An 18,849-nucleotide genomic window follows, 5' to 3' on the forward strand; every position below is an offset into this window, starting at 1 on the left:
CCCAATTTTTCAATCGAGGTCTCTTCAAATCATCAAAAAAAAATTATTAAACTTTATCTAAAGACTCATCATATTCCAATACGTCCACATGTTCATAAGGTTCTGCAATTAACTCATCAATTGTTCTGCCTTTTTTGTTCATACCCAATTTATCTAATATGATATCAAAAACTAAATAAACAACTGGTACAACAATTAACGTTAAAAACAACGAACTTGTTAAACCACCAACAATAACCCAAGCTAAACCGTTTTTCCACTCGGCACCCGCACCACTTGCTAATGCAATTGGTAGCATACCAAAAATCATGGCAATGGTAGTCATTAAAATTGGACGTAAACGAGCATGATTTGCTAAAATCAAAGCGTCTATTGTAGATTTTCCTTCAGCTCTCATCTGGTTTGTAAAATCGACCAAAATAATTGCATTTTTTGCAACCAAGCCCATCAACATAATGAAACCTAAAATTGTAAAAATTCCTATTGAATTGTTTGTTAATGCTAAAGCTAAAAATGCTCCAATTAATGCCAACGGTAAAGAGAACATCACCACAAATGGATAAACAAAACTATCGTAAAGGGTAACCATAATTAAGTAAACTAAAACTATTGAGGCTAGTAAAGCGACACCTAAAGTACCAAAACCTTCACTTTGGTTTTCCTGATCGCCACCCCAAGTATAGCTTACGCCAATTGGTGCTTTAAGTTTACCGTCTTTTTGCAGTTCTTCTAATTTTGCCTGAAACTCGGTAACAATTGTTCCGGTTGGCCTACCAATAGATTGCGCTTTAACAGATACTGAAGTAGATTTATTTAAACGTTCTAACTGGCTCGGACCAGAACCTTCTTGAATACTTGCAAACTGAGAAAGCTTTATTTGCTCGCCCATTGGGTTTACAAAAATCAAATTTCGTACATCATCAATGTCTTTTCTATTAAAATCTTGGTATTGGATATTGATATCGTATTCGTATTCTCCTTTTCTATATTTACCATCTGTATTACCGCTAAATGCAGTTTGCATGGTAATGCCAACGGTTTGTAAGTTTAAACCTAAAGCCGCCATTTTATCGCGATCTACCTGAACGTTTATTTCTGGCGTACCTTTTTCTACCGATAATTTAATTTCTGTGGCTCCAGGAACTGTTGCTAATACTTTTTGCGCACCTTCGGCATATTTTAAAGCACTATCCAAATCAGACCCCATAACAATTAACTGTATAGGTGCGTTTTCTGCTGTACCCAAAATACTTATTGGCACTGTTTTAACTTTTGCACCTACTAGTTGTTTAGATAATTCACGACTGATTTTTGTTGCATAAATATCTGATGTTATGCCATCACGTTCATCTGGACTAACTAATTTTACGTTAATTTCTGATTTATAAGCAGTTGCCTGTGTTCCTCCAAAGTCTCCACTGGCTTGGCCAACAGTAGTAATTAACTGTGTAATTTCTTTTTGACCACTTAAGAAAGCTTCTGCTCTTTGTGTGTATGAGTTTGTTTTTTCTAGCGAAGCATCTTTAGGTAACTCAATTTGAATTAAAAATTCTCCTTTATCAGATTTAGGAAAAAACTCTGACCCAATAAAACCAGCTGTTGCTAACCACATGGCGGCAACAAATAGTACTACAACAGCAAATATGGTACGTCTTTTATGTCCTAAACACCAAGTTAAAATTGCTGTAATCCATATCGTAAATTTCTTTAATTGCTTCTCAAACCATAATATAAATCGCCCAAAAGCATTTTTACCTTCAATATGCTCTAACTTACCATAACGTGAAAACAACAACGGCACAATAGTGAAAGAAGTTAACAATGATAGCAAAGTGGCAATAATTACAACCACACAAAACTGACGTAAAATATTAGATACCAAACCTGAACTTATGGCAATCGGGAAAAATACAACCACAATAACCAAAGTGATAGAAACAACCGTAAAACCAATTTCTCTTGTTGCATCAGAGGCTGCTCTTACTTTGTTTTTACCCATCTCCATGTGGCGTTGAATGTTCTCTAAAACCACAATGGCATCATCAACCAAAATACCTACAACAAGTGATAATCCTAATAAAGACATTAAGTTTAAAGTGTAACCTAATAAACTAATACCAATAAAAGTTGCAATTAATGATGCAGGTATAGATACCATTACAATTAACGCATTACGGAAACTGTGCAAGAAAAATAGCATTACAAACGCCACCAAAATAACTGCAAGAAATAAATCGTGTACAACCGCATCCGCAGACTCTAAGGTGAAAATAGAACTGTCGTTTACAATTTTAATATCTAATTTATCGTTTTTATATTCTTCTCTTAATTTTTCAATAGTTGCATGTACACCTTCACTCACTTCAACCGCATTGGCATCACTTTGCTTAATAATTTGGATTGCAATTGCTCCTTTTCTATCTATACGAGCTAATTTCTCTGTCTCTTTTTGCGAATCTTGCACATCCGCAACATCGCCTAAGCGAACTTGTGAACCCGATTTTGGATTAGTAAGCACCAAATTACGCAACTCATCTAAATTTTGGTATTTACCAGATAAACGAATTAATACATCAGAACTTTGGGTTTTAACACTTCCTGTAGGGAAATCTAAATTAGAACTCAAAATCATTTGCTGAACCTCCGGAACAGAAAGATTATAACCTTGTAATTTATCAGCGTTAAGCGCAACTTGTATCTCACGCTCAGAACCACCAATTAAATTTACTTGTGCAATACCTGCTACTTGAGAAATTACCGGAGCAATACGTTTATCTATTAAATCGTAAAAAGTAATATCGTCCATATTTGCAGATGCAGACATGGTAATTACCGGCAAATCATCTAAAGAAAATTTACTTAAAGATGGTTGTTTAACATCATCAGGTAAATCTGCAAGTATTGCGTTTACCTTACGTTGCGCATCATTTAAAGAAAAATCTATACTAGCCTTATCTGTTAAAGTAATGGTTACAACCGATAAACTTTCGTAAGATACGGCATTAACTTTTTTGATGTTTTCCATAGAGGATACCGCATCCTCAATTTTTTTAGTGACGGTGTTTTCTACCTCATTTGGAGATGCACCAGGGTAAATGGTAGAAATAGATACTACGTTGTTTGAGAACTTTGGCAGTAACTCGTAACCCAACGAAAAGTAACTTAATAGCCCCAATAAAGTAAGTGCGGTAAACACCACAATTACCAGCGAAGGCCTTTTTATTGATATATCTGTTATTAACATTTTCTTGTTTTTAAAACTAATACTTACTTAACAATACTAACTGGAGTACCTTCTGCAAGGTTAATTTGTCCGCTAATGATTACGCTTTCACCTTCCTTCAAACCATCTAAAATCTCTACAGTTTCTCCTAAAATACGTCCGCTAACTACATCACGTAGTTTAGATGTATTGTTTGCTTTATCTAAAACAAAAACCTGATTGCTACTTACGCTACCCACAAAAGAGGTACGAGGTATTAAAATACTTGGTGCTTGTTTTGGAAAATTAAAAATTGCAGTACCGTACATACCAGCTTTTAAACTGCTGTTTGCGTTATTTGCAACTTCAATTTCTACCGGAAAGCTTAAGCTTTCATCAGCTTTGGCTGCAATAAAAGTTACTGCTCCTTTAAAATTATCATTTGGGAAAACAGAAGATTTGATGTCTATTTTATCTCCAACTTTAAGATTTGCAACCTGCGATTCGTTTACACTAACCTTAAGTTTCAATTTTGAAACATCAACAATTTCAAATAATTGAGTGCCTTGTGCAGTTACAAAAGCACCAACCTCAATATATCTTTTATTTACAATACCATTTATTGGTGATTTGATATTTGCATCGCTCACTCTTCTTTCTGAAGCCTGTAAACGTAATTTAGCGTTTTGTGTTGCCAATTTAGCCTGATCTAATTGTTGTTGCGTTACACCTCCAGTTGTAAAAGAACTTTGATATCTTTCTTGATCTCTTAATGCATTTTGGTAAGTTGCTTGCGCTGTTTCTCTATCAGTATTAATAATTTCAGCATCAATGCGAGCCAAAACTTGTCCTTTACTAACACGAGAACCTTCATCTACATAAATAGCCTTTACACGACCAGCATTTTCTGATAAGAAATTAAGTTCTTTTTTAGGAATAAAAGTTCCATTTACGCTAAAATCTAGCTCAACTGTTTTTTTCTCAATGTTAGCAACACGCACCGCCACTGCACCACCACCTTCGGCAATAAAGGCTGTTTTTTCTTGGTTTTTCTTTTTGTTATTGGTGAGTATAAAGCCAATAACTGCAATTGCTGCAATTACAACAACTATTGGTATAATTATTTTTTTCATGATCTTAGTTTAATAATGATTTGATGTTTCCGTTTGATTTTATAAGTTGAATTTCTGCTAATTTGTAGTTTAATAAAGCTTGTGTGTAGCTATTTTGAGCTTCAGTAAGCGAGTTCTCAGAATCCAACAAATCAGTTAAACTGGCTAATCCGTTTCTATAATTATTTTCTGTACTCACGTAAATTTCTTGTGCTAAACGTTGGTTTTCTTTTTGCGAAGAGATGGTGTTTACACTATTTTTAATTTGAATTTTAGCATTGCTGTATGCTAAATTTAAAGACTGTTTTGCGTTTCTAATGTCTTCATTTATTTTTCTGATGGCTACATCGGCTTGGTTCACTCTTGATCTTCTGCCAAAACCATCAAAAATTGGAATGTTTAAGGTTAAACCGATGGATGAAGCATCAAACCACTGTGCAGTGCTGTTATTTTTATACAAATCAAATCTTTGGCTAATGCCCGTATAAGCGTAATTTGTATTGAAAGATAATTTCGGAAAATACTCTGCTTGGTTAGCTTTCTTTTGGAAAGTCAAAAGTTCTTTTTGTTTGTTAATCACCTTAAACTGTGTTAATAACTCTGTATTAAGGCTATCTTCAACAGCAATTGCATCATTGCTAATTTTGGTTAATTCTATTTTTGGGATGGTAATATCACTACTAATAGGCATACCCATGTAAAACTTCAAAATGTTTTCTTGTTGAGTTACTGCGTTCAAAAGTTCGACCCTTTTGGTTTTAGTATTAGTAAGACTAACCTTTACCCTATCTACATCAATTTTTTTAGCTAAACCGTTATCATATTGTGTACCTATAATGTTTTGTGTGGTTTGTAAAGATTTAAGGTTAGAGTCTATTACAGAAATTTGCTCTCTGGTTACCAAAACTTGGTAATAAGCAGTAGCAACTTGTTGCAAAACATCTTCTTCACTTAACTCTGCACTTAGTCTGTAAAAATCTTCTCCGCTTTTTGCAGCTTTTAAACCTGTAAAAATCGACTGATTAAAAATTGCCTGACTAGCTTGAACCTGAATTGCGGAATTCCATTTTTGACCGAAGGCTACTAAAATAGTTTCGCCTGGTCTGCCAATAATTTCGCCAGGTAACGGACTTTTTTGTATAATTAAGTTATCTGTTAAAGAACCAGTAGCGTTAATTTGCGGCAAAGCTTGGGCTCTAATTTCCTGGGTTTGGTACTTCCCGTCTTCCATGTTTAAACGAGCTTTGCGTACGGTTTCATTATTTTTCATCGCATAAGTTAAAGCATCTTTTAAAGTAATTACTTCTTGAGCTTTTGCGATTTCTGTTGCTGATATTCCTATCAGAAGAAACAGAATCATTTTTATTGATTTCATTGCTGTATTTATTATTTAATGTATGTTGGTATTAGTTGTTTGCCTTTATCATTGCAAATGGCATTTAGGTAAAATGAGGTAATCTTATCTAAAATATGCTGGAGGTTAAACTCTACAGATTCATAAGCTTTTTCGTCAAAAGCGGAAACCAGTTGGTTAAGCCTTACCTGTGCTGTAAATGGTACTTCTAAATCTTCACGGTAAAATCCTTCTGCTTTTCCTTTTTCTAAGTTTTGTTTAATTAAATCTAGCATACAATTACACCTATGCTCAGAAAACTGACCAGCTAAATCGGGGAAATGTTTTTCTATTTCAAAAAACACATTCGGCTTAATATCTTTAAAAACAGTAAAAAGTATTTTAGATTGCAAAACCACAGCCTCAACTGCATTTTTAGTATTTTCTTTTACTTTAAGCATTTCTTCAACATGTTCGGTTAACAAGCCTCCCATAATTAAGCGTACAATTTCACCTTTATCCTTATAATGAGTGTATAAGGTTTTCTTTGAAATACCAAGGTGTTTTGCAATATCATCCATGGTGATGCTTTTTATCCCGAAGAAAAAAAATAGCTCGCGGGCTTTTTCTAAAATCCTATCTTCCATTTCAATTTCTTTTAATTCCATCGCAAAAAATTGTGATTACACGTTCGCACTTCATTCTAATATCTTCAAATAATTCTTCGGAAGGGAACAAGCCCTTATGTTGGACGTGAATTCCACATATCCAAATTCCAATTAACATATCAATCAGAACTTTGGCAGTTTCTAATTTATCTACCTGTTTCAAAAAACCTTTAACCTGGAAGCGTTGAATATGGGCTGCAATAAAGTCAAGTTCTTTAGATCTTAAATCCTCTAACATCATTTTAAACTTTGGATCATTGGTATTAATATCACTTTGAACATCACCAATGTGCATCATAAAGTATTTTTGACCGAATGAAATCCTAATGGATAAAATATCTAAAATTCCTTCTTTAAAACTATCAGCCTTAGCTAAAGCTTCCATTTGAGCTTTCAAAAAATCTGTTAAAATAACTTCACCAACGGAAAGCACCAAAGCGGTTTTATCTGGAAAGTGGTAGTATAAAGATGCCTTAGATAGGGATAGATCTTCAGCAATTTCGTTCATAGTAGTTTTAGATATACCAAAATGAGTAAAGCGCTTTAAAGCTGCCTCTACAATCTGCTCTTGTTTCTGATCTAAATTAACTAAACTCATTATTTGAACAATAGACTTTCTGACTTTTTAAAATAATTAGTCAAATGTACAGCAATTGTTTTTTATACCAAACATTATTGTTCAGTAATTAGCTAAATGACAAAAGTTTGATAGTTTAACACTTTAGACCTTTAAAAAAGATATCCATTAATTCTTTTTGGCGGTTAGATACCTTGTTAAGGAACTGTTTATCAATATCAAATACAGCTTTTACGTTGTTAATGTATAACAGTCTAATACCTAACAAGGCATCAAAAAGAAGTTTTGCAGTTGCTTCTATATTTTTTACTTCATAAGCACCTGTTTTTACCCCAATTTCAAGAATGCTTTTTAGGTGTTCAATCTCAGAATCATTTGATTTATCTAAAATTTTTTTTAAATCTTGGTACTTATCGATATTTAAAAATTTATTAAAATCTAATAAAGGGAAATACTTTTCTAAAAATTCTTGTCTGGCTTCAATATAAATTTTCACGCCTATTTCAGGCGTTTTAGCTGTTTTTAAAGCCTCATTTATGCTTTCAGTAATTTCAGAAAAAACTTTTTCTAATACTGCGGCATACAAACTCAGCTTATCAGGAAAGTAATAGTACAACAAGGCTTTAGAGAAACTAAGATCACTAGCAATCTCATTCATCGTGGCTTTACTTAATCCAAAATGAGCAAATCTTTTTAGTGCTGCGTCAATAATTTGTTCTCTTTTATAATCTTGTTGATCCATTATTTATAGATTTAGTATAATTTAGCTAAATTAACGATACATCTTTAATTGCAACAAATTTTTAAAATATAATGGAGTGGCTTATCCCTGTTTCTATCATCATTTCAACCATAATTATTATGGAAGTTTTATCATGGGCAATGCATAAATATCTTTTTCATGGCCCTTTATGGTTTATTCACAAAACACATCACCAACAAAGACATGGTTTTTTTGAGTTAAACGATATTTTTAGCTTTGGTTTTGGAGCTTTGGCCTTATGGCTGCTCTATTCTGGTCATCAAAATTTGAATTATAAATTTTGGATAGGTGCAGGAATATCAATTTATGGCATCATATATTTTATTTTTCACGATTGGTTTATACACAACCGTTTAAAAGCTTTCAAATCTGAAAACAAATATTTAAAAGGAATTAGAAGAGCGCACAAAATTCACCATAAAACTACTGAAAAAGATGGATCTGAAGAGTTTGGATTATTGGTGGCAAGTAAAAAATATTTTAAGTAGTTAATTTTGAATAGAAAATAATTTTGAAGGAGTGAATGAATGAAGGAGTGAATAAATGATAAACTAAAAAAATCATCTTAATATTAAAAATTCAATCGTTCCCTAATCAATATGGGTATATTCGTTCCTTCAAAATTCATCATTCATTCATTATTAAATTTATTCAATCATTCAAAATTCAATCATTCTATAATTAATCTACCATGTTGCAAATTCACGAAAACGTTTCTTTAAAAAACTTTAACACATTTGGTATTAATGCTTATGCAAAATATTTTGTTGAAATAAATCATAAAGAAGAATTAACGGAGCTTTTTGCTGATGCTAAATGGCATAATATTGAGCGTTTAATTTTGGGTGGTGGCAGTAATATGCTTTTTACCCAAAACTATAATGGCTTAGTTATAAAAATTAACATTAGAGGAATTGAACACAGAATAAACCATAAAGAAGTTATTGTTGAAGCTGGTGCAGGCGAAATTTGGAACAGTTTTGTAAACTACTGCGTTAATTGGGGCTTTGCAGGTGTTGAAAATTTGAGCTTAATACCCGGTTCTGTGGGTGCATCGCCAATCCAAAATATAGGTGCTTATGGTGTAGAGCTTAAAGATGTTTTTGAAAGCTGCGAAGCTTTTGAAATTTCTACCGGAAATTTTGTTCAATTTAAAACAAGCGATTGTGAATTTGATTATCGCGAAAGCATATTTAAACAATCAAAAAAAGGACAATATATTGTTTGTAGCGTAAAATTTAAACTATCAACAGAAGAAAACATTAATATTAGCTATGGTGCCATCGCTGATGAACTCAAAAAGAAAGATATTTTAAACCCTACCATAAAAGATGTAAGTAAAGTAGTTTCAGAAATTAGAGTTTCTAAACTACCAGATCCATCTACTATTGGTAATGCTGGTTCTTTTTTCAAAAACCCTGTAATTAGTGAAGAAGTATTTAATAAGCTTTATGAGCAAAATCCTAATATGGCACATTATATTGTGAAAAATGGGGTAAAGCTTGCAGCAGGTTGGCTAATTGAACAATGTGATTGGAAAGGGCGAATTATTGGAAACACTGGCACTTGGAAAAATCAGGCTTTGGTACTAGTAAATCATGGTGATGCCACTGGAAATGAAATTTTTCAGCTATCTGCCGCTATTATTGATTCTGTTTATACCAAGTTTGGGATAATATTAGAAAGAGAAGTTAACATAATTTAAAGCCGTTTTAGCCATATTTAGCCACAGCAAGGTAATTGCTGTGGCTTTTTTATTTAGTAAATAATCTACAAATAACTATGGAAAATTTTTGTTTAACATTTTATTAAAAAAAGTTAAACAAAAATTTTGTTTTACAAACTTAATTGCTACTTTTGTTTAAGTTTTAACACTAAAAGATTAAACAAAATGACAAACATAGAATTTAATACCCTAGTTATGATGCAATCATCTTCATTAAAAAACTATGCATTACGTTTTACGCATGATAGTGAAGATGCAAATGATTTAGTGCAAGACACTATGCTAAAAGCGATAACCTATTATAATAATTTTAAAGAAGGAACTAATATAAAAGGATGGTTATACACGATCATGAAAAATACCTTCATTAATAATTATAGAAGGTTTATTAAAACAACATCATTTATTACCAAAACAGACGAAATTTCATCTAACCAGTTGGCTTTTAGTGCAACAAATAATAAAGGTGAAACTAAATTTGTAATGGATGACATAAAAGCTGCCTTAAAAAGCTTATCAGAAGACTATTATATTCCGTTTACGATGTACTTTGAAGGATTTAAGTACCATGAAATTGCAGATCATTTAGATATTCCAATCGGAACAGTAAAAACCAGAATACACGTTGCTAGAAAACTATTGAAGAAAAAATTAAGCGCATACGATTATACAACACCAGCATAATTACAAACGTCCTTTAATGATAAATGAAGGACGTTTGTAGTAAAAAAGCCTATGAGGCTAGCCTATTGGTTAGTTAAATTTTACAAAAATTAAAAAGCCCCCATTAAAGATTTATTATTCAATAAATCACAATAGAAATTTTCTTTCATAGCAGAAAATTTTCAGAAAAAACTACTTTTCAACAGTCATAATTACTACCCTTTTTTTGGTAAATTTGAATTTGTGCCGAATTTCTTTTCAGCCGATTTAATTTTCTAATAAACAGCAACATACCAAACTATGTATTTGATTTTTGATACTGAAACCACCGGATTACCAAAACGCTGGGATGCCCCAATTACCGATACCGATAATTGGCCGCGATGTATTCAAATTGCTTGGCAGTTACATGATAGCATGGGGAAGCTAATCAGTCATGAAGATTATTTAGTTACACCCGAAGGATTTAATATCCCCTACGATGCAGAAAAAATTCATGGTATTTCTACAGAATTAGCTACAAAAGAAGGAATTTCATTAGCCGAAGTATTAGAGAAATTTAATCAGGCCCTAAGCCAAACCAAATTTATTGTTGGGCAAAATTTAGGTTTTGATCGTAACATTATGGGTGCCGAATTTCACCGTTTAGGTGTTGCCACAAACATGTTAGATTTACCCGTTTTAGATACTTGTACAGAAGTTACTGCGAGTATTTTGCAACTACCCGGCGGCAGAGGTGGTAAATTTAAACTCCCAAATTTAACAGAGTTACACCAATATTTATTTAACAAACCTTTTGCAGAAGCGCACAACGCCACTGCCGATGTGGAAGCTACCGCTCGATGCTTTTTTGCACTGGTAAAAAAAGAGGTTTTTACTTTAAAAGAATTACAAGCAGAAGAAAGTTATTTTAACGATTTTAGAACTGCTAACCCAGATGAAATACAGTCGATAGGTTTAAAACATGTTAATTTAAAAGAGCAATCAAACCAATTAAAAACCGCAAGCGAAAATCAAAATGCTGTTTTAAACAAGCAAGATACAGCCGCTAACTTAGTCGATTTAGCAGCAGTTGATTTTGTGCATTTGCACAATCATACGCAATTTTCTATTCTGCAATCAACCATTTCTGTAGCTAGTTTGGTAAAAGCTGCTGCAAAATATAAAATGCCCGCGGTAGCCATTACAGACCATGCAAACATGATGGGTGCTTTCCATTTTGTGAGTGCGGTAATGAATCATAACAAAGCGGCAAAAGCAAAAAATGAAGCCTCGGCAGAAAAAGGAGAACCAGCTACCGAAACCATCATTAAACCCATTGTAGGTTGCGAGTTTTTTGTTTGTGATGACCATACTGACAAAAAAAGAAAAGATAACGGTTACCAAATTGTTTTGATAGCTAAAACTAAAAAAGGCTATCATAATTTAGCAAAAATGTCTTCTATTGCTTATACACAGGGTTTTTATTATGTCCCACGTATCGATAAAAACATCATTGAACAATATAAAGAAGACTTAATTGTTTTATCGGGCAATTTATATGGCGAGATCCCAAACAAGGTTTTAAACCTCGGTGAAAACCAAGCAGAAGAAGCTTTACTTTGGTGGAAAAGCACTTTTGGCGATGATTTATACCTAGAGTTAATGCGCCATGAGCAAGAAGATGAAAATAGAGTTAACCCAACTTTAATTGCTTTAGCAAAAAAACACGATGTTAAATTAATAGCCACTAACAATACTTATTACATAAACAAAGAAGATGCACACGCACATGATATTTTATTATGTGTTAAAGAAGGCGAAAAGTTAGCTACACCAAAAGGAAGAGGGCGTGGTTTTAGGTTTGGAATGCCTAATGATGAGTATTATTTCAAATCGGGTGAGGAGATGAAAAAGCTTTTTGTTGATTTGCCTGATGCGATCTCAAACATTCAAGAAGTTACGGATAAAATTGAAGCTTACTCTTTATACAGAGAGGTTCTACTTCCTAAATTTGATATTCCAGAAGAGTTTTTAGTTGCCGAAGATGAAGTAGATGGTGGAAAAAGAGGAGAAAATAAATTTTTAGCATACTTAACTTATGTTGGTGCAGAAAAACGTTACGGCCAGATTACCCCTGAAATTAAGGAGCGTTTAGATTTTGAGTTGAAAGTAATTGAAAATACCGGTTACCCTGGTTATTTTTTAATTGTACAAGATTTTATTGCCGAAGCTAGAAGATTAGATGTTTCTGTTGGACCTGGAAGGGGTTCTGCGGCGGGTTCTGTAGTAGCATATTGTTTAAAAATCACCAATATTGACCCCATAAAGTACGATTTACTTTTTGAGCGTTTCCTAAACCCAGATAGGGTTTCGATGCCCGATATTGATATTGATTTTGATGATGAAGGCCGTGGGCGAGTGATGGATTATGTAATTAATAAATATGGAGCCAGCCAAGTTGCCCAAATTATTACTTACGGCACCATGGCTGCAAAATCATCCATTCGAGATACCGCCCGTGTTTTAGATTTACCACTTTTTGAAGCTGATAAAATTGCCAAACTGATTCCCAATTTAAAGCTTGCTAAAATTTTTACGTTAGATGATGCTGCTCTTAAAAGTGCTTTACGATCAGAAGAATATGAAGCCGTAACTTTATTAAAAGGCATTGCAGACGGTAAGGATTTAAGTGCCGAAACATTGCGTCAGGCTCAGGTTTTAGAAGGTTCGGTACGAAATACTGGTATTCATGCTTGCGGGGTTATCATCACGCCAAGTGACATTACCAACTTTGTTCCGGTAGCAACCGCAAAGGATTCTGATTTATATGTTACCCAATTTGACAACTCGGTAGTTGAAAGTGCTGGTTTGTTAAAAATGGACTTTTTGGGTTTAAAAACGCTTACGTTGATAAAAGACACCGTTAAATTGGTGAAACTAAAAACAGGTATTCAGCTTGATCCAGACACTTTCCCTATTGATGATGAAATGACTTACGAGCTTTTCCAACGTGGAGAAACAGTAGGTATTTTTCAGTATGAGTCGCCCGGAATGCAAAAGTACATGAAGGAATTAAAGCCTACCGTTTTTGGAGATTTAATTGCCATGAATGCACTTTACCGCCCCGGTCCTATTGAGTATATTCCAAGTTTTATTCGCAGAAAAAACGGAGAAGAAGAGATTAAATATGACATTGCTGCCAGTGAAGAGTATTTAAAAGAAACTTACGGAATTACAGTTTACCAAGAGCAGGTGATGCTTTTATCGCAAAGTTTAGCGGGTTTCACCAAAGGTGAAGCCGACGTTTTACGTAAAGCGATGGGTAAAAAGCAGAAAGACGTTTTGGATAAAATGAAACCTAAATTTGTGGCGCAAGCGGCAGAAAAAGGTCACGACCCTAAAACACTGGAAAAAGTTTGGAAAGATTGGGAAGCTTTTGCGAGTTATGCTTTCAACAAATCGCACTCTACTTGTTACGCTTGGATTGCCTACCAAACCGCTTATTTAAAGGCGCACTATCCGGCAGAATATATGGCGGCTGTGCTTTCTAACAACATGAGCGATATTAAGCAGGTTACTTTTTTTATGGAAGAATGCCAGCGAATGGGCTTAGAAGTTTTAGGCCCGGATGTAAATGAGTCTTTCCACAAATTTACAGTTAACGATAAAAATGCCATCCGTTTTGGAATGGGTGCTGTAAAAGGTGTTGGTGCTGGTGCTGTGGAAACCATAGTTTTAAACAGACAAACCGAAAAGTATAAGTCAATTTTTGATTTTGCTAAAAAGGTAGATTTAAGAGCAGCTAATAAAAAAGCTTTAGAAAACTTGGTTTTAGCTGGTGGGTTTGATTGCTTTAACGCACACAGGGCACAATATTTTTATGCTGAAAATGGATCAACTGTTTTAGAACAAGCCGTAAAATATGGTGCAAAGCATAAAGAGAATGAAAATTCATCGCAAGCTAGTTTATTTGGTGGCGGCGCAAGTGTAGAAATGCCCGAACCTTCTTTAACAGAATGCGAAGAATGGGGTTTAATAGAGACGCTGGCTAAAGAAAAAGAGGTCGTTGGTATTTATATCTCCGGCCACCCGTTAGATGAATATAAACTGGTTTTAGATAAATACTGCTCTAAAGGCAATTTGACAATCTTTAATGAAATTGATAAAGGGATTGATTTTCAGTTTAAAGTGGGTGGAATTGTTACAGCAGTGAATCACAGAGTTTCTAAAGATGGACGTGGTTATTGCTATTTCAAGTTAGAAGGCTATGATGATGCTTTTGAGTTTTCCATTTTCCGAGACGATTACATGAAATTTAAACATCATTTAGAGCCTAACAACTACTTATATATCAAAGGAAACGTCGGTTATTTCTCTAACCCAGACGGCACAAAACGAAACCGTATAAGTTTTGGTGACTTTTCTGATTTACGAGATGTGCTAGAAAAACAATCGAACAAGATTGACATCCGCTTAGAATTAGAACACATCAATGCTGATTTAATTAGCGATTTAGACGAGATTTTCAATAATAATTTAGGAAAGAAAAAGCTCAATTTTGTAGTGATTGATAGGAAAGAGAAATTGATGATTGATTTACCAAGTAAAGGCAGGCAGATTAATATTTCTAAAGAGTTGTTGTGTAGTTTGGATGAAATGGAGTTGGAGTATGTTTTGAGTTAGATGAAAACATCAATTTTAATAGTTACAGTTATTTCTTTTTTGGGGTTAACAAATTACTGTTGCACAAATACAAATATCCCAAAAGATTTTGTTGAAAGTGCTCCATCACAACTAAAAAAAGAATCATATTCAAATAATAAATTTGGAGTTGAAATAAATAATGGAAAACTTAAAATTAAAAAAGTAAATGATACTAATGAATGTGGACTAATTATATCAAATGGTAAGCTTATAGGAATTGATAGAGGAGAATGGGGTGGAAAATTAAGTTTCACTCCTAACGATAAATCGAAAAAAAGTTTTCAAATTAAGGAAGGAAACATCAAATTTATTTTCAAGCTCTCTAATAACCTTTATTTTATTGAAGGACTAGCTCATGATAAAATCAATGAAGGTACTTTATACAAATTAGTTGCACACAAAAATAGCTTTTCTTATAAAAAAATATACTATTTTAACGAAGCACCAGAAGTTTTTAAAATATTTCAGAACAAACTAATAATTGCTACTAAGAAAAATTTATATTCATTTCATAATCTAAAAAAAGTACTTATTTAAAAAATATTTTTCCTGAGGGTTTCGATCCAAATTCAATAGCCGTAATAGATGATGAAAATATCTTCATCGGAATAAATGGTGGTATAGCAAAAATTGACTTATCTGTAATGAATTTTACATATTATAAACAAGACAATTAAATTCTATTATGCAGTCCAAGCAGAGTCTCCTTTTTCAGGGACTCTGCGCTATTTAACCCCTACATTTTAGATTTTTCTCCGTCAGCAGTTGATTAACCTGTCGAAGCCAATAAATTCAATAAGATTGAGGCAAACAAAATCTCTCCAAAATTCTCCTTATCTTGTATTATCATAACCCACACTCAAACAACAAATTATGAAATCAAAACTTACCCTTTTTCTATTTTCCTTTTTTGCCATCGCAACCTTTGCTCAAACATCCGCCTTAAAACAGAAAATATCCCAAAAAACAGATGTTATTGAACAAAAAGTTATTGATTGGAGAAGAGATTTTCATCAAAATCCAGAATTAGGCAACCACGAGTTTAGAACTGCTGAAATTATAGCCAAACATTTAAAATCTCTAGGAATTGAAGTTACCACCAGTGTTGCGAAAACTGGCGTAATTGGTATTTTAAAAGGCGGCAAACCTGGCCCTGCTGTAGCGATTAGGGCAGATATGGATGGTTTACCAGTAATTGAACGGACTCCTCTCCCATTTGCATCTAAAGTGAAAACTCAATTTAACGGACAAGAAGTTGGGACAATGCATGCTTGCGGACATGATTCGCACATGGCTATTTTAATGGGAGTTGCGGAAGTGCTTTCTTCAATGAAAAAAGACTTAAAAGGAACGGTTAAATTTATATTTCAACCTGCAGAAGAAGGTCCGCCGTTTGGTGAGGAAGGTGGAGCTGAATTAATGGTAAAAGAAGGTGTATTGGAAAACCCAAAAGTTAATGTTGTTTTTGGTTTACACATTAACTCGCAAACAGAAGTTGGAAAAATTACTTATCGCCCAGGAGGTACAATGGCCGCCGTAAACGATATGAAAATTACGGTTAAAGGCCTACAAGCTCATGGCGCTTACCCTTGGTCGTCAATTGACCCAATTGTAGTTTCTGCACAAATTATTAATGCGCTTCAAACTATTGTTAGTCGTAATTTAAATGTAACAGAAAATGCTGGTGTGGTTACTATTGGTTCTATTCATGGTGGTTTACGTTCTAATATTATCCCCGAAGAAGTAGTGATGATGGGTACTGTAAGAAATTTGAGCAAAGAAGATGAAGAGATGTTTATCAGCAGGATAAAAACCATTGTTACCAAAACTGCAGAAGCTGCTGGCGCAACTGCCGAAGTTAAAATTCCGTTTAGTGTGCGTTACCCTGTATCATATAACGACCCTTCGCTTACCGCTAAAATGCTTCCAACTTTGCAAGCTGTTGCTGGTAAAGAAAATGTTTTATTAAAAGCAGCTGTAACTGGTGCGGAAGATTTTTCTTTCTTTCAAGAAAAAGTACCCGGTTTATTTATCTTCTTAGGAGGAATGCCTAAAGGACAAGACCCATTAAAAGCTCCATCACACCATACTCCCGATTTTTTTATCGACGAAAGTGGGTTTACTTTAGGTGTTAAAGCCTTAGCTGGTTTGACTGTGGATTTTATGGAAGGAGTTAAATAGTTCTATCAAATAATTAAACCATCATGAATTATTAACAGCTTGTTTTTTAAAACAATAAAAGTTAATTTTGATTAAATAGAAATAATGACATCCCTTACCCTCTATACAAAATTAGAAACTTTGCCTCCTAATCTAAAAAAGGAAGCTAAGAATTTTATTGAATCATTAATAAAAAAGACAAATAAACAAAAAGAGCAACAAATCAATCAGCCGAAATTTGGTAGTTTGAAAGGAAAAATCACTTTATCTGAAGATTTTGATGATTCTCTGGATGTGTTTAATGATTACATGTGAAAAGCTTTTTATTAGATACTCATACTTTCCTATGGTTTTTAAATGGAGATTATCAATTATCTGATAAAGCCAAATCAAATATTGAAGCAGTAGAAAATCGCAAGTTTATAAGTATTGCTTCTATTTGGGAAATAGCTATAAAATTAAGTTTAGGAAAACTATATTAGCAGTTACTTTAGAGGAATTAAAAAATGAGATTTTTAACAATAACTTTGAAATTTTGCCTTTAGACTTTGAGCATTTCATTCAACTCTCTTCTTTAGAAAACGCCCACAAAGACCCTTTTGATAGGATTATAATTGCACAAGCTATTGTAGAAAATTTAGAAATCATCTCTAAAGACACAAATTTCAAACGCTACAAAAAGACCAAAGTTTCTTGGTAATTCCTGATTTTAAATCCCTCAATAACTCTCCTTAAACCTTGTAAAATAACTATCAACAAACTTTAGCAACACCGCTAAATCAAATATTAAAAATCCGTAAAACAGATATGGGTAATTTTTAATTATTGATGCCATAGATGTATTAAAAGATAGATTCTGTAAAAAGCTACTGTTTTGTTCCGAAGTTCCTAAATTCCAATTTGTATTTAGAATTGCAACAGTAAAGCAAGCAGCCATTGCTAAAAAAAACAAACCGCCAATAGCATAAATTATACGATGATCAACTCTTGCTTTTTCACTTAGTGGCGGATTTATTTCGCTCATTATGTTAGCCGAAAACGCCATTGATGGTCCATCCAATTTTAAATATTTAAAATCTAAATTAACCGCATTTAATTCATCAAATTTTTCTTGGGCTAAAGGATTTTCTTTCAAAAAAACTTCTAAATCTAAGCGTTCCTCAGCTGTAGCTAAGCCATCAATATAATCCCAAATTTTTTCTTCTAAATTTTTCATATCAAATCCTTTACTTCATCCTTTAAAAGCAAATCTAATTTTTGCTTTAACTTGTGTCTTGCCCTATGCAATTTAACTTTTACTGCGTTTGTTTCCATATTCATAACCTGGGCAATTTCTTCTAAAGATTGTTCGCCTTGGTAAAACAAGGTAATTACACTTGCATCATCTGGCAACAGCATTTTAATAGCTTGGTTTACATAAAAGCTTCTAGATTTTAATTCAACCGAATTTTGATTATCAAAATCAACTCTATCTTCTATCTGAATATTACTATTTTCATCATCAATTGAACTGGTATTTATCCGTATTTTACGCAGATGAGTCATTGCCGTATGGTAAACAATGGTGTATAACCAAGTGGTAAATTTACCTTCCTTTTTATAAGCACTTAATGATTTATATGCTTTTATAAAAGCATCTTGAGCAACTTCTTCCGCGGTTTCTCTTTGTTTTGTAAAACGCAAAGCCAAAGTAAAAGCATACGATTGATGCCGCTTTACTAAATGTGCAAACTGGTTTGTTTGTCCATTTAAAATAGCATCAATTAATTCGTTGTCTGTACTTATATTTCGCATTTCTTACAATTAAGACAACATAGTTATATGATAGGTTACATGTAAAATAATTTTATAAATGCTAAAAATAAGAATGCTGAGATAATAGAAAAATTTAGTAATTCACTGAATCCTTTTATATCGGTTTTAAAAATGGTTCGAAAATTATTTTTTATTGTTGCTGTA

At 33.3% G+C, this 18,849-nt stretch carries 17 protein-coding genes; 9 read left to right on the forward strand and 8 right to left on the reverse strand.

Annotation, left to right across the window (positions count from 1 at the left end; translation table 11 throughout):
- Positions 1 to 46: 46 nt before the first annotated feature.
- The 6 genes from ACFSSE_RS05590 to ACFSSE_RS05615 all read right to left on the reverse strand — a co-directional run bounded on the left by ACFSSE_RS05590 (position 47) and on the right by ACFSSE_RS05615 (position 7,634).
- The gene (locus ACFSSE_RS05590; protein WP_379046731.1) at positions 47 to 3,244 is read right to left on the reverse strand and encodes an efflux RND transporter permease subunit; all 3,198 of its coding nucleotides are present in this window, start codon (positions 3,242 to 3,244) and stop codon (positions 47 to 49) included.
- 23 nt (positions 3,245 to 3,267) lie between these two features.
- Positions 3,268 to 4,335: an efflux RND transporter periplasmic adaptor subunit gene (locus ACFSSE_RS05595; RefSeq protein WP_379046728.1), complete on the reverse strand. Its 1,068-nt coding sequence runs from the start codon at positions 4,333 to 4,335 to the stop codon at positions 3,268 to 3,270.
- Between the two features lie 4 nt (positions 4,336 to 4,339).
- Complete coding sequence (locus ACFSSE_RS05600; protein ID WP_379046725.1) at positions 4,340 to 5,689, reverse strand: TolC family protein; 1,350 nt, start codon at positions 5,687 to 5,689, stop codon at positions 4,340 to 4,342.
- An 11-nt stretch (positions 5,690 to 5,700) separates the two neighbouring features.
- Positions 5,701 to 6,315, reverse strand: a complete 615-nt coding sequence (locus ACFSSE_RS05605) for a TetR/AcrR family transcriptional regulator (RefSeq protein WP_379046721.1) — start codon at positions 6,313 to 6,315, stop codon at positions 5,701 to 5,703.
- Complete coding sequence (locus ACFSSE_RS05610) at positions 6,296 to 6,913, reverse strand: TetR/AcrR family transcriptional regulator (RefSeq protein WP_379046718.1); 618 nt, start codon at positions 6,911 to 6,913, stop codon at positions 6,296 to 6,298. Before ACFSSE_RS05610 ends, ACFSSE_RS05605 begins: the two co-directional genes overlap by 20 nt.
- Before the next feature lie 115 nt (positions 6,914 to 7,028).
- Complete coding sequence (locus ACFSSE_RS05615) at positions 7,029 to 7,634, reverse strand: TetR/AcrR family transcriptional regulator (protein ID WP_379046715.1); 606 nt, start codon at positions 7,632 to 7,634, stop codon at positions 7,029 to 7,031.
- 71 nt (positions 7,635 to 7,705) lie between these two features.
- On the opposite strand from ACFSSE_RS05615, the gene ACFSSE_RS05620 reads away from it, so the two are divergent.
- From ACFSSE_RS05620 to ACFSSE_RS05660, 9 genes are all read left to right on the forward strand, one after another.
- Positions 7,706 to 8,143, forward strand: a complete 438-nt coding sequence (locus tag ACFSSE_RS05620) for a sterol desaturase family protein (protein ID WP_379046712.1) — start codon at positions 7,706 to 7,708, stop codon at positions 8,141 to 8,143.
- A gap of 203 nt (positions 8,144 to 8,346) precedes the next feature.
- The gene (gene murB / locus ACFSSE_RS05625) at positions 8,347 to 9,360 is read left to right on the forward strand and encodes a UDP-N-acetylmuramate dehydrogenase (protein WP_379046709.1); all 1,014 of its coding nucleotides are present in this window, start codon (positions 8,347 to 8,349) and stop codon (positions 9,358 to 9,360) included.
- A 186-nt stretch (positions 9,361 to 9,546) separates the two neighbouring features.
- A complete protein-coding gene (locus tag ACFSSE_RS05630; RefSeq protein ID WP_379046706.1) occupies positions 9,547 to 10,065 on the forward strand; it encodes a sigma-70 family RNA polymerase sigma factor in 519 nt (172 codons plus the stop codon).
- A 279-nt stretch (positions 10,066 to 10,344) separates the two neighbouring features.
- Positions 10,345 to 14,709: a DNA polymerase III subunit alpha gene (gene dnaE, locus ACFSSE_RS05635; protein ID WP_379046703.1), complete on the forward strand. Its 4,365-nt coding sequence runs from the start codon at positions 10,345 to 10,347 to the stop codon at positions 14,707 to 14,709.
- Positions 14,710 to 15,267 carry a hypothetical protein gene (locus ACFSSE_RS05640; protein ID WP_379046700.1) on the forward strand — a complete coding sequence of 186 codons (558 nt, stop codon included), beginning with the start codon at positions 14,710 to 14,712 and terminating at the stop codon, positions 15,265 to 15,267.
- A gap of 336 nt (positions 15,268 to 15,603) precedes the next feature.
- Positions 15,604 to 16,911 (forward strand): amidohydrolase, encoded by a 1,308-nt coding sequence (locus ACFSSE_RS05645; protein WP_379046697.1) that lies wholly within the window; start codon positions 15,604 to 15,606, stop codon positions 16,909 to 16,911.
- An 84-nt stretch (positions 16,912 to 16,995) separates the two neighbouring features.
- Entirely contained in the window at positions 16,996 to 17,205 is a 210-nt protein-coding gene (vapB, locus tag ACFSSE_RS05650) for a type II toxin-antitoxin system VapB family antitoxin (protein WP_379046694.1), read from the forward strand.
- Positions 17,202 to 17,372: a type II toxin-antitoxin system VapC family toxin gene (locus ACFSSE_RS05655; RefSeq protein ID WP_379046691.1), complete on the forward strand. Its 171-nt coding sequence runs from the start codon at positions 17,202 to 17,204 to the stop codon at positions 17,370 to 17,372. The genes vapB and ACFSSE_RS05655 overlap by 4 nt, the downstream gene beginning before the upstream one ends.
- Positions 17,330 to 17,590 (forward strand): type II toxin-antitoxin system VapC family toxin, encoded by a 261-nt coding sequence (locus tag ACFSSE_RS05660; protein WP_379046688.1) that lies wholly within the window; start codon positions 17,330 to 17,332, stop codon positions 17,588 to 17,590. Before ACFSSE_RS05655 ends, ACFSSE_RS05660 begins: the two co-directional genes overlap by 43 nt.
- Positions 17,591 to 17,608: 18 nt before the next feature.
- Here the strand turns inward: ACFSSE_RS05660 and ACFSSE_RS05665 are convergent, their stop codons facing one another.
- Together ACFSSE_RS05665 and ACFSSE_RS05670 are read right to left on the reverse strand one after the other, a co-directional pair.
- Entirely contained in the window at positions 17,609 to 18,106 is a 498-nt protein-coding gene (locus ACFSSE_RS05665; protein ID WP_379046685.1) for a hypothetical protein, read from the reverse strand.
- The gene (locus ACFSSE_RS05670; RefSeq protein WP_379046682.1) at positions 18,103 to 18,684 is read right to left on the reverse strand and encodes an RNA polymerase sigma factor; all 582 of its coding nucleotides are present in this window, start codon (positions 18,682 to 18,684) and stop codon (positions 18,103 to 18,105) included. The genes ACFSSE_RS05665 and ACFSSE_RS05670 overlap by 4 nt, the downstream gene beginning before the upstream one ends.
- Positions 18,685 to 18,849: the final 165 nt, after the last annotated feature.

The organism is Pedobacter alpinus (assembly GCF_042684645.1).
Classification (GTDB): domain Bacteria; phylum Bacteroidota; class Bacteroidia; order Sphingobacteriales; family Sphingobacteriaceae; genus Pseudopedobacter; species Pseudopedobacter alpinus.

Coding starts and splice junctions, on each gene's coding strand:
- ACFSSE_RS05590 (WP_379046731.1), bottom strand. CDS start 3,244: ATGTTAATAACAGATATATCAATAAAAAGGCCTTCGCTGGTAATTGTG.
- ACFSSE_RS05595 (WP_379046728.1), bottom strand. CDS start 4,335: ATGAAAAAAATAATTATACCAATAGTTGTTGTAATTGCAGCAATTGCA.
- ACFSSE_RS05600 (WP_379046725.1), bottom strand. CDS start 5,689: ATGAAATCAATAAAAATGATTCTGTTTCTTCTGATAGGAATATCAGCA.
- ACFSSE_RS05605 (WP_379046721.1), bottom strand. CDS start 6,315: ATGGAATTAAAAGAAATTGAAATGGAAGATAGGATTTTAGAAAAAGCC.
- ACFSSE_RS05610 (WP_379046718.1), bottom strand. CDS start 6,913: ATGAGTTTAGTTAATTTAGATCAGAAACAAGAGCAGATTGTAGAGGCA.
- ACFSSE_RS05615 (WP_379046715.1), bottom strand. CDS start 7,634: ATGGATCAACAAGATTATAAAAGAGAACAAATTATTGACGCAGCACTA.
- ACFSSE_RS05620 (WP_379046712.1), top strand. CDS start 7,706: ATGGAGTGGCTTATCCCTGTTTCTATCATCATTTCAACCATAATTATT.
- murB (WP_379046709.1), top strand. CDS start 8,347: ATGTTGCAAATTCACGAAAACGTTTCTTTAAAAAACTTTAACACATTT.
- ACFSSE_RS05630 (WP_379046706.1), top strand. CDS start 9,547: ATGACAAACATAGAATTTAATACCCTAGTTATGATGCAATCATCTTCA.
- dnaE (WP_379046703.1), top strand. CDS start 10,345: ATGTATTTGATTTTTGATACTGAAACCACCGGATTACCAAAACGCTGG.
- ACFSSE_RS05640 (WP_379046700.1), top strand. CDS start 14,710: ATGAAAACATCAATTTTAATAGTTACAGTTATTTCTTTTTTGGGGTTA.
- ACFSSE_RS05645 (WP_379046697.1), top strand. CDS start 15,604: ATGAAATCAAAACTTACCCTTTTTCTATTTTCCTTTTTTGCCATCGCA.
- vapB (WP_379046694.1), top strand. CDS start 16,996: ATGACATCCCTTACCCTCTATACAAAATTAGAAACTTTGCCTCCTAAT.
- ACFSSE_RS05665 (WP_379046685.1), bottom strand. CDS start 18,106: ATGAAAAATTTAGAAGAAAAAATTTGGGATTATATTGATGGCTTAGCT.
- ACFSSE_RS05670 (WP_379046682.1), bottom strand. CDS start 18,684: ATGCGAAATATAAGTACAGACAACGAATTAATTGATGCTATTTTAAAT.